The 13,115-nt window shown below is 66.9% G+C and carries 15 protein-coding genes; 6 read left to right on the top strand and 9 right to left on the bottom strand.

Features of this window, described 5'->3' with window-relative positions:
* The first annotated feature begins 102 nt into the window (after window positions 1–102).
* Together HLH27_RS10850 and HLH27_RS10845 are read left to right on the top strand one after the other, a co-directional pair.
* Window positions 103–1,191, top strand: a complete 1,089-nt coding sequence (locus HLH27_RS10850; protein WP_182950039.1) for a saccharopine dehydrogenase family protein — start codon at window positions 103–105, stop codon at window positions 1,189–1,191.
* Window positions 1,192–1,392: 201 nt separating this feature from the next.
* Window positions 1,393–1,863: a UrcA family protein gene (locus HLH27_RS10845; protein WP_182950038.1), complete on the top strand. Its 471-nt coding sequence runs from the start codon at window positions 1,393–1,395 to the stop codon at window positions 1,861–1,863.
* Window positions 1,864–2,002: 139 nt separating this feature from the next.
* On the opposite strand, the gene HLH27_RS10840 is transcribed toward HLH27_RS10845, so the two are convergent.
* Complete coding sequence (locus tag HLH27_RS10840; protein ID WP_182950037.1) at window positions 2,003–3,295, bottom strand: MFS transporter; 1,293 nt, start codon at window positions 3,293–3,295, stop codon at window positions 2,003–2,005.
* 84 nt (window positions 3,296–3,379) lie between these two features.
* Between HLH27_RS10840 and HLH27_RS10835 the strand changes: the two genes are divergently transcribed.
* A complete protein-coding gene (locus tag HLH27_RS10835; RefSeq protein WP_182950036.1) occupies window positions 3,380–3,973 on the top strand; it encodes a TetR/AcrR family transcriptional regulator in 594 nt (197 codons plus the stop codon).
* A gap of 19 nt (window positions 3,974–3,992) precedes the next feature.
* On the opposite strand, the gene HLH27_RS10830 is transcribed toward HLH27_RS10835, so the two are convergent.
* Window positions 3,993–4,178 carry a hypothetical protein gene (locus HLH27_RS10830; protein WP_182950035.1) on the bottom strand — a complete coding sequence of 62 codons (186 nt, stop codon included), beginning with the start codon at window positions 4,176–4,178 and terminating at the stop codon, window positions 3,993–3,995.
* A gap of 141 nt (window positions 4,179–4,319) precedes the next feature.
* Window positions 4,320–4,925 (bottom strand): YceI family protein, encoded by a 606-nt coding sequence (locus tag HLH27_RS10825; protein ID WP_182950034.1) that lies wholly within the window; start codon window positions 4,923–4,925, stop codon window positions 4,320–4,322.
* A 166-nt stretch (window positions 4,926–5,091) separates the two neighbouring features.
* Between HLH27_RS10825 and HLH27_RS10820 the strand changes: the two genes are divergently transcribed.
* Window positions 5,092–5,502 (top strand): NUDIX domain-containing protein, encoded by a 411-nt coding sequence (locus HLH27_RS10820; protein ID WP_182950033.1) that lies wholly within the window; start codon window positions 5,092–5,094, stop codon window positions 5,500–5,502.
* Here HLH27_RS10820 and HLH27_RS10815 read toward each other — a convergent pair.
* The 5 genes from HLH27_RS10815 to HLH27_RS10795 form a co-directional block, all read right to left on the bottom strand.
* Entirely contained in the window at window positions 5,499–7,895 is a 2,397-nt protein-coding gene (locus tag HLH27_RS10815) for a TonB-dependent receptor (protein ID WP_182950032.1), read from the bottom strand. The two genes, HLH27_RS10820 and HLH27_RS10815, sit on opposite strands and share 4 nt — an antisense overlap.
* A gap of 212 nt (window positions 7,896–8,107) precedes the next feature.
* Entirely contained in the window at window positions 8,108–9,064 is a 957-nt protein-coding gene (locus tag HLH27_RS10810; RefSeq protein ID WP_182950031.1) for an aliphatic sulfonate ABC transporter substrate-binding protein, read from the bottom strand.
* Window positions 9,065–9,120: 56 nt separating this feature from the next.
* A complete protein-coding gene (locus tag HLH27_RS10805; protein WP_182950030.1) occupies window positions 9,121–9,435 on the bottom strand; it encodes an NIPSNAP family protein in 315 nt (104 codons plus the stop codon).
* The gene (locus HLH27_RS10800) at window positions 9,432–10,568 is read right to left on the bottom strand and encodes an LLM class flavin-dependent oxidoreductase (protein WP_182950029.1); all 1,137 of its coding nucleotides are present in this window, start codon (window positions 10,566–10,568) and stop codon (window positions 9,432–9,434) included. The genes HLH27_RS10805 and HLH27_RS10800 overlap by 4 nt, the downstream gene beginning before the upstream one ends.
* A gap of 29 nt (window positions 10,569–10,597) precedes the next feature.
* A complete protein-coding gene (locus HLH27_RS10795; RefSeq protein ID WP_220790374.1) occupies window positions 10,598–11,449 on the bottom strand; it encodes an ABC transporter substrate-binding protein in 852 nt (283 codons plus the stop codon).
* A 180-nt stretch (window positions 11,450–11,629) separates the two neighbouring features.
* Here HLH27_RS10795 and HLH27_RS10790 point away from each other — a divergent pair, with 180 nt between their 5' ends.
* A complete protein-coding gene (locus HLH27_RS10790; protein WP_182950028.1) occupies window positions 11,630–12,028 on the top strand; it encodes an ArsR/SmtB family transcription factor in 399 nt (132 codons plus the stop codon).
* Between the two features lie 189 nt (window positions 12,029–12,217).
* Window positions 12,218–12,625 (top strand): alcohol dehydrogenase, encoded by a 408-nt coding sequence (locus HLH27_RS10785; protein ID WP_182950027.1) that lies wholly within the window; start codon window positions 12,218–12,220, stop codon window positions 12,623–12,625.
* A gap of 92 nt (window positions 12,626–12,717) precedes the next feature.
* On the opposite strand, the gene HLH27_RS17350 is transcribed toward HLH27_RS10785, so the two are convergent.
* Complete coding sequence (locus HLH27_RS17350; RefSeq protein WP_408870831.1) at window positions 12,718–13,047, bottom strand: GNAT family N-acetyltransferase; 330 nt, start codon at window positions 13,045–13,047, stop codon at window positions 12,718–12,720.
* Window positions 13,048–13,115: the final 68 nt, after the last annotated feature.

Here is a 13,115-nt window from a genome sequence, read left to right as displayed (position 1 = left end):
CTGCCGAAGGAAAGCGCCGATCGCGCGGCAGTCCGCCCATTGTGTCCGGCGGCGATCCTTCGTTCCATTTCCGTATCGCAATACGGTTCGGGAATGATGGGCATGAAGAAGATACTCGTGGTTGGTGCCGGCAAGATCGGTTCGACGATTGCGGATTTCCTGGATGCGACCGGCGATTATGCCGTGACGCTGATCGACCGGGACCAGCCGGGGCTGGATCGCGCCGATGTGGGGCCGCAGGTGCGCCGGGTGCGGGTGGATATCGCCCGCGAGGGGGCGCTGGGGCCGCTGATGGAGGGGCATTATGCCGTGCTCTCGGCCGCGCCGTATCATCTGACCACCGTCATCGCCACCGCCGCCGCTGCCGCCGGGATCCATTATCTGGACCTGACGGAAGACGTGGCCAGCACCCGTGCCGTGCGTGCGCTGGCGGCCGGGGCGCAATCGGCCTTTATCCCGCAATGCGGGCTGGCGCCGGGTTTCGTTTCCATCGTCGCGCACGACATCGCGCAGCGGTTCGAGCGGCTGGACACGATTCATCTGCGCGTCGGCGCGCTGCCGGAATTTCCCTCCAACGCGCTGGGCTACAACCTGACCTGGAGCACCGACGGCGTCATCAACGAATATATCGAGCCCTGCGAGGCCATCGTGGGCGGCGAGCGGCACATGGTGCCGGCGCTGGAAGGGCTGGAGACGCTGGGCGTCGACGGCGTGACCTATGAGGCGTTCAACACGTCGGGCGGCCTCGGCTCGCTCTGCGAGACCTATGCCGGGGCGGTGCGGGAGCTGAATTATCGCACCATCCGTTATCCCGGCCACGCGCAGGCGATGAAGATGCTGCTGCGCGACCTGCGGCTGGCGGAACGGCGCGATCTGTTCAAGGATATTCTGGAATATGCGCTGCCGGTCACGCAGCAGGATATCGTGCTGGTCTTCGTCACCGTTTCCGGCTGGCGCGACGGGCGGCTGACGCAGGAGAGCTTTGTCCGCCGCATCTATGGCGAGGTGGTGAACGGGCGGCCGCGCACCGCGATCCAGATCACCACCGCCGGGGCGATCTGCGCGGTGCTGGACCTGCTGAAGGACGGGCACCTGCCCGCGCAGGGGGTGATCCGGCAGGAGGATATCGCGCTGGGGGCGTTCCTGGAAAACCGGTTCGGGCGTGTGTATCAGGGCGGCCGCCACGGCTGAGTGCGCCGGCGCGCCGGGCCCCGCCCGGCGCGCGGGGGCATGCGCCCGCTGCGTGACGGGCGGCATGGCCACGCCGAATGCGATCTGGTTCCGGCGCCCGTGCGCGCCTACAGAATAGGGCGTCCAGCCGCCCGGCCGGGCGTATTTCCGGGGGGTGGCGGCACCGAATTTCTTCCAGGTCTATCTTGGAGCGCGTGTGTCATGACCAATCCCGTACGGATGATGTGTGCGGCGCCTGTCGAAGCCGTTCCGGCGAAAGCGTTTGTCGGGCAGCCGGATTTGCGCCCCGTGCCCCGCCGCCGCGCCGGGCTGCTGGGGATCGGGCTGCTGATCCTGGCCGGGCTGGCGCCGGCGGTGGCGCCGCATCCCGCATGGGCGCAGGGCGTTGCCACGCCCGAGGATATCACGGTCGAAGGCGGGGCCGAGGTGGAGCGGATTGCCGTGCCCTATCATCGGGCCGAACTGGCATATGGCACGAACGCCCGGTACCTGATGAGCCGGATCGACCAAGCGGCGCTGACGGTCTGCGGCGACAGTCCGGCCGTGGGGCTGGAAATTCGCCGGGCGATCGAGCGGTCGGACTGCCGGCGCGATGCCGTGATGCGGGCGGTCCGGGATGTGAACGACGCCAATCTGTACCAGGTCGCGGCGCGGTACGACCTGCCGCAATGAGGTGTTTCTCAGGGCTCTGCCCTGAAACCCGCCAAGGGGCAGTCCCCTCCGTTGGCATTCCATCGGCCGTTCCGGCCGACGGAACCTTGGCCAACTCCGCCCTTTGGAAACCCGTTCGTTATCAAATGATGGGGGGCGGTTACGAGCGGGCCTGTGCCGGGAGGGCGGCGGACGCGGGCGCGCGGCCGATGCCCAGTGCCATCAGCGCCGCCAGCACGCCCGCGCAGCCGGCCAGCACCAGCATGTCGCGATAGCTGCCCTGGGCCTGCCGCAGCAGCCCGGCCAGCGACGCGGCGCAGGCGGCGCCGATCTGGTGGCCGAACACCACCCAGCCGAAGACCACGGGTGCCGCGCGCTCGCCGAAGGCCGCGGTGGCCAGGCGCAGGGTCGGCGGTACGGTGGCGATCCAGTCCAGCCCGTAGAAGATTCCGAATATCGTCAGGCTGGCCGGCGAGAAATCGCAGAACGGCAGGACGACCAGCGACAGGCCGCGCAGGCCGTAATAGGAGAAGAGCAGCCAGCGTGCGTCCATCCGGTCGGTCAGCCAGCCGGAGAGGGTGGTGCCCAGCAGGTCGCACAGGCCCATCATGGCCAGGTAGCCCGCCGCCGGGACCTCGCCGATTCCGTGATCGGCGCAGATGGCGATGAAATGGGTGCCGATCAGGCCGTTGGTGGTGAAGCCGCAGACGAAAAAGGTGAGGAACAGGAACCAGAAATCGCGTCTGGGCACCGCGTCGCGCAATGCGCCCACCGCCATGTGCAGCGGGTGGCGGTCGGGCGGCGGCGGGGGCACGTAGTCGGGCGGTGCCCCGTGCGGCAGAAGGCCCAGCCGTTCGGGGTGTTCGGGCATGAACAATGCGACCAGCGGGGCCAGCACCAGGCAGGCGATGCTGACGGCCACGACCGGCGCGCGCCAGCCGTGATCGTGCGCCAGGGCCGCCAGCGCGGGCAGGAAGAACAGCGAGCCTGTCGCCGTGCTGGCCGCCAGCAGCCCCATGATGGTGCCGCGCCGGGTGACGAACCAGCGATTGACCACCGTCGCCCCCAGCACCATCGCCACCGCCCCGGTGCCCAAACCGGTGAGCACGCCCCAGGTGAGGAAGAACTGCCACGGCCGGGTCATGAACAGGGACAGGACGCTGGCGCCGCCGATCAGCAGCAATGCGCCGGACAGGGTGCGGCGGATGCCCACCGCCTGCATCAGCGCCGCCGAGAACGGGCCGACGAAACCGTAGAGGAAGATGCCGAACGCCGCCGTGGCCGAGATCGCGACGCGGTTCCAGCCCAGTTCCATCTGGAGCGGCATCATGAGCACGCCCGGCGTGGCGCGCACGCCGGCGGACACCAGCAGGGAGACGAAGGTGAGCCCGACCACCACCACGAAGGCGCGCGCGGGCCGGGAAACCTTGCCGGGGGGTGAGATCGTGCGCATATGACTGACCGGTTGGTTGCGTTGCTGGTGGCAGGTGCGTCAGGTTACGTACCGATCGGTAACATCGTCAAGCGGGTTCTGCTCATGTCCTCTTCTCCGTCCCCTGCCCGACGCCCGAGCGCGGCGGAGCGTATCCGGCAATCGGCGCGCGACCTGTTCTATCGGCAGGGGATCCGGGCCGTGGGGGTGGAGGAGATCGTGCAGACGGCGGGCGTGACCAAGCCGTCGCTCTATCGGGCCTTTCGCTCGAAGGACGGGTTGGCCGCGGCATTCCTGGCCGATTACCAGTGCTCTTTCTGGGAGCGGGTCGCCGCTGCGCGGGCGGCGCATCCCGACGATGCGCGCGCGCAGGTGCTGGCCTATTTCGACGCGCTGGCCGCGCGTTCCGCTGCCGCCGATTATCGGGGCTGCGCGCTGACCAATGCCATTCTGGACTATCCCGACCGGGCGCACCCGGTGCGGCAGGAGGCCGCGCGCCTGAAGCACGAGGTGCGGGACTGGCTGGTGGAGCGCGCCCGGCAGATGGGGGCGGCCGACGCGGACGCGCTGGCGGACGGGCTGGTCCTGCTGATGGAGGGGGCCTTTGTCGTGGGGCAGGCCTATCCGCCGCCGGGCCCGGCGGCGCGGGTGGGGGAATGCGCGCGCCTGCTGGTCGACGCGCAGTGCGGGAGGCGGTAGGCGGGCGGGACCTGGGCGCCTAGCGGCGGCTCAGGTCGCACAGTGCGTCGATCTTGTCGGCCAGGGCGGCGATGCCCTGGCGCAGGATGTCGGGTGTCTGCGGGGTGGATTGGGCGCGCCGGTTGATCTGTTCCACATCCGACTGGATTTCGGCCAGGAGCAGGCTGGCTTCCGACATAATGCCATCTTCGTCACCACGTCGCATGTCCGGTATCCCTCTGTCCTGAACGGATCGCCATCCTAGGGGGGAGAGCGGGAGATGGCGATACCCGTGCATCGCCATCATACCACAATCGAAACGTACCGTGGCAGGTTTTCATGCCGCGCGGTGCATGGGGGCCGAGGGTCAGTCCTGCTTTTCGAAGGCGCCGGCGATGCGCAGGGTGACCTCGTCGCTGACATAGGGCACGTATTTGCTGACGCCGAAATCGCTGCGCCTGACGGTGCCCGTGGCCTCGAAGCCCGTCGTGTATTTCTTGTCCAGCGGGTTCACGCCGGCGCCGATGAAATGGACCTTCAGCGTCTCGGGCTTCGTCACGCCGTGGATCGTCAGGTTGCCGGCCACGATGGCGTCGCTCTTGCCCGTCAGCTTCACGCCGGTCGAGACGAAGGTGGCGTTGGGGAATTTGTCGGCGTCGAACCATTCGGCGCCCTTCAGTTCGCCGTTCAGCACGTCGCTGGTGGTCTGCACCGAGGCGATGGGGATGGTGACCGACAGGCTGGAGGCGGCCGGGTTCTTCACGTTCAGGTCCAGCGTGCCCGACACGGTGGAGAACAGGCCCGCATAATTGGTGAAGCCGAAATGCAGGACCGAGAAGCCGACCTGGGTATGGCCGGGTTCGACCGCGTAATGGCCCGACTGTACCTCGGCCGGGGCGGTTGCCGCCCCTGCGGCGAGGGGAAGGCCGGCAAGGGCCAGGGCCGTGAAAAGCGAACAGGCGCTGCGCTTCATGAAGACGAACTCCGCAATCTGGAACAATTCATGCCGGACGGTTGGGCGGGCGGTGCCCTGTCGTTCGGCTCCATCCACACATAGCGGACGCGCCGCAATACAATAACAAAAATGCCGGAAACGGATCGTTTCCATTTTTGTCCCTCTTCTGGTTATGGTGGCGGCCATGACTGACAGCATTCTCCCCTCCCCCCGCGTGGGCTGCGGCGCCGCCATCCTGGACGACGGCAGGCTGCTGCTGGTCCTGCGCCGGCGCGAGCCGGAGGCCGGCCATTGGGGGCTGCCGGGCGGCAAGCTGGACCCCTACGAGACGGTTGCCGATGCCGTGATCCGCGAGATCGGGGAGGAGCTGGGCATCGTCATCGGCCTGACCCGGCTGCTGTGCGTCGTCGACCAGATCGACCGGGCGCGTGCCAGCCATTGGGTTGCCCCGGTCTTTCTGGCCGCCATCCGCGACGGCATCCCGGCGATCCGCGAGCCGGATGCGCTGGCGGACTGGGGGTGGTTTTCGCTGGGGGCGCTGCCGGCGCCGCTGACCGAGGCGACGCGGCAGGCGGTGGCGGCACTGGCGCGCTAGAACTGGTAGGCGCCCTGGAGGAAGAAGCTGCGGGGCTGGCCGTAGGTGAAGGCGGTGACGCCGTTGAAGGGCGTGATCGACAGCGTTCGATAGCCGGTATTGGCCACGTTGAGCACCGAGGCGTCGAAGGACAGGCGCCGGGTCTTCAGCGGGAACCATGTCACATGCGCGTTGACGAGGCTGTATGCGCGCTGCTGCAACAGGTCGTCCTGCGTCTGGGTTGCGACCGAGGTGAAGAAATACTGTTTCGTATAAAGCTGGAAATCGCCGCCGAGGGTGACGCTGCCGCGCGGCAGGGGAATATTGTAGTTGATGTAGCCGGTCAGGCTGATATGCGGCGAGCGCGGGATGCGGGCGCCCAATATGCCGTCGGAGGGGGATTCCTGCGACGTGTAGCGCGCGTGCAGGATGCCGATATTGCTGCCCACATGCAGCCCGGCGACGGGTGCGGCGTCGAGCTGGACCTCCGCGCCCTGGATGAGGGCGGCCCCGGCATTCTTGTAGATGACTGCCGTAATGCCCGAGCCGATCGATGTCGGCACGTTGACGAGGGCGTTGGTGTAATCGTAGCGGAAGATATCGGCGTTGGCCGTCAGCTTGTGGCCGAACCACTGGCTCTTGACGCCCAGTTCGTAGGAATTGATCGCCTCGGGGTTGAGCTGGAAGATCTGCACGGCTGAAATGGTCTGGCCGGGGACGCGCGTGTATCCGCTGAAGCCGTAATTTCCCGGCATCTTGCCCGATGCGAAGCGGAAATAGGCCATCGCGTCGCGGGTGAAGGCGTAGTCGAGCGTGAAATCGGCTGTCCAGTTGCGGAAAGTATTGTGATCACGTGGCGCATAGGTCAGCGGTGCGTTGCCGGGGATCTGCCGCAGGTCGGTTCCCGTGGCCGGGCCGCTGGCGGGGGATGCGGCGTAATAGCGTTCCTGGATGTCGATATGTTCGATCGACCAGCGGACGCCGGCGCTGGCCTTGAGCTTTTTCGTGATCTGGTAGGAACTGTTGGCGAAGGCCGAGCCGCTTTTCCAGTTCTGGTCGTAATGGTAATTGCTGTAGGGGGGAACCGACAGAGGCTGCTGCACGCCCGCCGCGTTGACGGGGTAGGCGTAATAGGCCGTGGCGTTGAGGCTGTTCAGATGTTCGAGAAACCCGTAGAGGCCGGCCATCCAGAGAAAGCGCCGTTCCTTGGGGGAGGCGATATGCAGTTCCTCGGTAGCCTGCCAGTAATTTCCGGTGTTGAGGGAACGGATATAGGGCACCTGCCCCGGGGGCGGTGCGAGGTCGGGGTAGCTTTGGCCCTGCGTGCGGTCGTTGGTTTCGGCCGCCGTGATCGAGGTCAGCGTATAGCCGGGTTTCGTCAGGGTTATGCGCGACAGGCCGCCATATTCGCGCAGGGCCTCGGGGGCGGGAATGGTGTAGACCTGATCGTATTTCAGGTGGGGAACCGACTGGGGCGTGTTGTAGCCCGGCATGTAGACCGTGGCCGGGTTGCCGAACCCGCCGCCCATGGTCGTGGAATCGGCGACATAGGGTTGCGGCAGGACGGTGCCTTCGTAGCGGCGGAAATGGGCGTTCAGCAGGATCTTGAGGTCGTCGTCGGGCGTGATCAGCAACTGGCCGCGCGCGGCGGTGTCCAGGCCGCCGCCGGGGCGGGTGCCGTCGTAGAGATTCTTCTGCCAGCCATCGGTATTGTCGGCATAGAACGAGAACCGGCCGGCGACCTTGCCGGGGATCAGGGTGCCGCCGACGGCAGCTTGCTCCTGCGAATGGTTGAAGCTTCCGTAACCAAATTTCACGAACCCGCTGCGGCTGAATTCGGGCGCGCGGGAGATATAGTCGATGGCCCCGCCATTGGCGTTCTTGCCCCACAGGGTGCCCTGTGGGCCGCGCAGGATTTCGGCCTGTGCGAGATCGAAAAGCGGGAAGCCCTGGTTATAGACGTTGGCGATATACACGTCGTCGTAATAGATGCCGACCGGGTTGACGCTGTTGGCGACCGTGCTGTTGGTGCCGATGCCGCGGATGAACCAGCGGGGGCGCTCCGGCCCTTCGGTGGGTTGGGCCTGTGCGTTCGGCACGAACTTGACCACGTCGCTGGTGCGGTTGAACTGCGCGTCCCTGAGCATCTGGTCCGCCGTGACGACCGAGAGGGTGATCGGCACGTCCTGCATCGGCTGGCTGCGACGCTGCGCGACCACGGCGACACTTTCCTCGGCCGGGGGTGTGGCCGGCGGTGGCGCGGGCTTGTGGGCGGGGCGGGCGGGCGCCGGACGGGCCTTGTGCGCCGGCCGGTCGGTTGGGGCCGCCGCCGCGCGGTCGGAGGGGAGGCCCGCACAGATCGCCCCGAGCGTGAACGCAAGCGTGGAGGCAGATGAAAACAGAGGCGACCTCATCTTGTATTCCTTGGCGACGGGGCTGACGGGGGCCGGACGGCGATGCGTGCTGTATTCACTTTTATTTTTGTGTAATTTATATCACACGCATTGGTAGGATGCCTTTTCGGCGTGGTCAATATATATTTTTATATACTATTCGGGCGCGTGAAGGCGGCCGGGCGCCGGATTTCGGCGGACCGGGCCCGGTTGCGTGCCGTCTGCGGCGGACTTCAGCGTGCGGCTGGGAATTCCACGATTGCGGATGCGAGATCGGGGCGCTGGGCGATGATGTGATTCGCCACGTAGCAATCGGCGATGCGGGCGATCTGCGCGACATCGGCGGCCGTGGGCGCATGGGTGGGGACGGCGTTGTTCCTGCCCAGTGCCGGTGCGGTGTCGGGAGGGAGGCCCATGATGGCGGCCCAGATGGCGCCCGCCTGGTCGGGGTGGGCCACGGCCCAGCGATTATCCTCTTCGAGCGCCGCAAGGACGATGCGCAGGAGGGCGGGCCTGTGGGCGACGAAATTGCGGCTGGCGATGGTCGTGATGGCGTTGTCGGACCGGATGGCGCCGCCATCGGCCAGGATGCGGGCGTGGCCGTCGCGCAGGGCCAGGGTCAGGTATGGGTCCCACGTCGCCCACGCATCGACATAGCCGGCATCGAACGCGCCGGCGGCCGTATTGGGGGGAAGATAGACCCGCTTGACGCGCGCGGGGTCGAGCCCGGCGGTTTCCAGCGCCCGGAGCAGCAGGTATTCGCCCGTTCCGCCCTTGTTGACGGCCACCTTGCGGCCGGCCAGCTGCGCGATGGTCGTGATGGGCGCGTCTGCCTTGACGACGATTGCCTCGGCCCCCGCCGCCATCTTCTGATACGCGAAGAGGGCGATCGGCGCGCCGGCGGCCAGGGCCGCCACGCTGGAGGTCGAGCCGCCGACGGTGATGTCGATCGCATCGGCGGCCAGGGCCTGCACGGCCGGGGCCGCGGCGGCGAACGGGCCGGCCCATTGCGTGGCGACGCCCTGGGCCGCCAGCGCGCGCTCGATCGTGCCGCGCGCCTTGCTCAGGGTCAGGTCGCTGGCCCCTTTCAGCCAGCCGATCCGCACCGCAGCGGGCGCGTCGGCCGCGCGGCCTGCGCCGCGCCCCAGAAGCAGCATGGCGGCCGAGAACAGGGCCGTTCGTCTGTTCATGCCGTGCATGTGCCGCCTCGCGCCTTTGGGGATCATGGGTCGGGGAAGGCGCCGGCCTAGCGCATGGGCGAGAAGGCCGTGGGGCGGAGGATTCGGCTGCGCATCGTCTGCACGTAGCCGGCCGCCCTGGCGCGGAAGGCCTGCCAGCGGGGGTCCTGCTCCATGGCCTGCCGCCGCCGCTCGCGATCGGCCAGGTCTTCATAGCGCCAGATATGCACGACTTCGTTGACGGTTCCGATATCGGTCGTGAACCAGCCGACGAGGTGGCCGAGATGGCTGACCTGCAATTCCATGCCCTCGGCCACGTACAGGTCGAGATAATCTTTCACATGGGCGGGATGGATGGCGTAGGTGCGTTCGTCGAGGATCATCGGGATGCTCCGGGCGTCTGATCGGATGCGCGGTCGAACAGGGTCGACCAGGTGAAGCGTTTCGCCGACCGTTCCGCGCGTTCGACGGGCAGCCGGGGCAGGACCATTTCGCCGAAACGATAGGCTTCTTCCAGCAATGGCATGCCGGAGAGGATAAAGGTATCCACCCCGACCGCGCGATAGGCTTCCATGGTGCGGATCACGGTATCGGGCGAGCCGACGATGGCCGTTCCCGGACCCGGGCGGACCAGGCCGATGCCGGACCACAGGTTGGGTGCGACCTCCAGCGCGCGCGGCGATGGCGGCTTGATGCCGCCGTGCAAGGCGGACATGCGCTGCTGGCCGACGGAATCGGTATTCCTGAGCAGGGCCTGGTTCGCGCGGATCGAGTCCTCATCCATCTGGTCGTAGAGGAACGACGCGGCCTCCCACGCTTCCGCGTCCGTGCGGCGGACGATGACATAGAGCCTGATGCCGAAAGAGAGTGTTCGGCCCGCGCGTTCGGCCGCCTGGCGCACCTGTGCGATCTTGGCGCCCATCTGCTCGGGGGTTTCGCCCCATGACAGGTAGGTATCGACATGGCGGGCGGCGACCGCGATCGCGGCATCGGACGAGCCGCCGAACCAGAGCGGCGGCGGCGCGATGGAGGTGCCGACGGGCATGGCGACCCGCGCGTCGGTCACCTTCACGTAGGGGCCGGAATGGGTCACCGTTTCGCCGCGCATCAGCCGGTGCCAGACGGCCAGATATTCGTCGGCCATGTCGTAGCGCGCGTCGTGGGCGAGATCCATGCCGTAGGCGCCGAGCATCCGGGCGTCGCCGGACACGATGTTCAGCATCAGGCGGCCGTTGGAAAATTCCTGGAGGGTGGCGGCCATCTTGGCCAGCAGCGTGACCGGGACCAGGCCGGGATGAATCGCGACCAGGAACTTCATGCGCTCGGTCAGGGGCAGCAGGGCCGAGGCGAGAACCCAGACATCGTGCGAGCCGGTTGCGAACAGCGCGCCGGTATAGCCCAGATGGTCGTATGCCAGGGCCAGTTGCCGGAAATAGCCGTAATCGACCTGGCGCGATCCCTCCGGCCGCCATGGATAGGCGCCGTCGGGCGCGCACATATACCAGAGGACGTTCATGATCTTCTCCGACTTTGGGGCGCCCCGCGTCAGGGGCGATGGGGCCGGCGTGCGGCGGCCGCGACGCTGACCGGGGCCGGGAGCGCGCCGTGGCGGTACAGGATATCCGCCTCCTGCTGCTGTTCGGCCAGGATGGGGGCGTCGGCGGGCGTCATGCGCCAGTCGCGGGCGGACACGATGCGGCGCCATGCCCCGATATCGTCGGGGTCGTCGGTTTCGGCCAGCAGCCTTGCCGCGCGGTCGGGGTCGGCCGCGATCTGCTGCCCAAGCAGCGCCAGCCGTTCGACAAACCGGTCGAGCGCGGCGTCGGGGAGGCGGCCGCGCAGGGTCCAGAAGACCGAGCGGTTGGGGATGAAATCGCCGCATCGGGCCAGCAGGCGGATGGTGCCGTCGGCGAGTGCGCGGTCGAGATGCGGGGCCATTGCGATCCAGGCATCGACCTCGCCGCGATTCAGCGCCCGCATGGAGGCGGCCGGCGAGAGTTCCACCCGGACGACGTCGGACAGGGCCAGGCCGGCATCTTCGAGGACGCGGGCCAGGAGATAGGTATGGAACGAGCCGTCGAGCAGCGCGATCCGCCTGCCGCGCAGGTCTGCCGCCCGCATCGGCGCGGCATCGGCCCCGACGACGAGCGCCCCGTTGGCCGGCCGGGGGGCCGAGGCGGCGAGGTAGGCGATGTCGGCGCCCTCGGCCTGTGCCAGGATGGGTGGGGTCGATCCCGTGCCGCAGATATCGATTTCGCCCGTGGCCAGCAGGGCGGCGCTGGCCCGGCCCTCGGCATAGGGAACGAAGGCGGCGTCCAGACCGTCGAGAAAACCGGGCCACTGGGCGGCGAGGAACAGATGCAGGTTATTGGGATGGTTTCCGATACGCATGGTCATGGACTGGCCCCCTCCCCCTCGTTTCCGCGATGGCTGCGTTGCTCGACAGCGAGAAAGCTCCGGGGCTATTCTCGGAGGCATCTCTCAATGGCATCGTGGTTAATATATAATTTTATATAACGTTCCCCGTGACGCAGCGTCAAGCGGGGCGGTGCGGCGTGATCGCGGGGTGGGGTTGGCATGAAGGCATCAGTCATCTGTCGGGATATCGGGGCTGCCAGCGCCTTCATGCGCGTGCTCGGCAACCCGTATCGGCTCGCGATCTTGTGCCTGCTGCTGGAGGGGGAACTGTCGGTGATGCAGATCGAGACGATGCTCGACATTCATCAGCCCACGCTCTCGCAGCAATTGACGACGTTGCGGGAGGCCGGCCTGATTGCCTCGCGGCGGGAGGCGAAACATGTCTTCTACCGGGTGGCCGACCCGCGTGTGGCGCCGATCGTCGGCACGTTGCGCAACTTCTATTCGGAACTGCTGCCGCCCGAGACCTATCTGGTCACGGGCGCGGATACGCAGGATCGCGCGACGCTGGCCGAAATCCGGGCCATGGCGCGGCTGAGCGAGCGCGAATCCATGTGATGCCGGCGGTCGGACGCGGCGGGTGGCATGGCGGATTTGCGGTCGTGAAATCTGCATGGCACGTCGTGAAATAGCGCATGACTTGGGAAAGATCGTTTTGCCAAAATCATGTATAACTGTTTGCCGTCATGATGCGTTGCGCGCTGGGGGAGGTTCCCGCACCCTGCCCGGAGAATGAAGGAGCTTCGCATGGTCCGTTTTTCTCCGCGCGCCGTCGCGGCATTTGCCGCCGTGGCCGGGTTCTCGATGATGTCTCTCGCGGCGCGTGCCGATGAGAAGGCGCCCATCATGAGTGCCGAGGCGCCCGTCGTTCCTGCGGCGGTTGCCGCGATCTCGCCGGTCAATCTTGCCGGTATCGTGAATTACTGTATCGAGACCAGCCTTGTCTCGCATGCCGATGGGGATGCCCTTCAGACGTCGCTGAACGCGAAGACGAATGCCGTGCCGCCGGGCCAGGCGGGCAATGTGGATTATGCGGTCGGGTCGAGCGGAGAGTTTGTCGTTGCCGGTGCGGTTTCGACGATCACGAAGCTGAGCCTGCCCGACCAGGGCAAGATCTGCACGGCGGCCGTGGCGCGGGCGAAGTCGCTTATCTAGAGCAGGTCTGCTTTATTCCGCTATCGAGGCTGTTTCAAAAGCCCCGGTAGCGGCGGCCTGACGACGGATTTGCCGGGCGTGTTCCGTATTATCTAATCCGGAAAGGTCTCTACCTGCCGTTGGTATATCCTGAAATCTGCGCGCATGTAGGTTGCCAGGGCATTGCGGTGATCGTTGGTGTCGGTATGGAGCCATATGCGGCGAGGCCCATATGACCATATCGCGCGCAGTGCCCGGTCCAGGAGATATCGGCCGAGTCCGCGCCTTTGCAGGGCCGGGACAATTCCAAAGTGAACGAGTTCGACATCGGGCGGGCCCACGCCTTCGAATTCGCACAGGCCAACGGCTTCGTCATTCCGTCTGAGAACGTAAACATGGGTCGAGGCGGCATCGAGAAACCGGACCAGTGCGCCATGAGACATATGGAGGCGGTGATCCCACTGCACGTCGTCGCCGATCGCACGATATAACAGGAGACAGGCTTCGGCGC

The organism is Gluconacetobacter takamatsuzukensis (genome assembly GCF_014174275.1).
GTDB lineage: Bacteria > Pseudomonadota > Alphaproteobacteria > Acetobacterales > Acetobacteraceae > Gluconacetobacter > Gluconacetobacter takamatsuzukensis.
The sequence above is the reverse complement of the archived record's forward strand: the minus strand, read 5'-3'. Positions and strand labels throughout refer to the sequence as shown.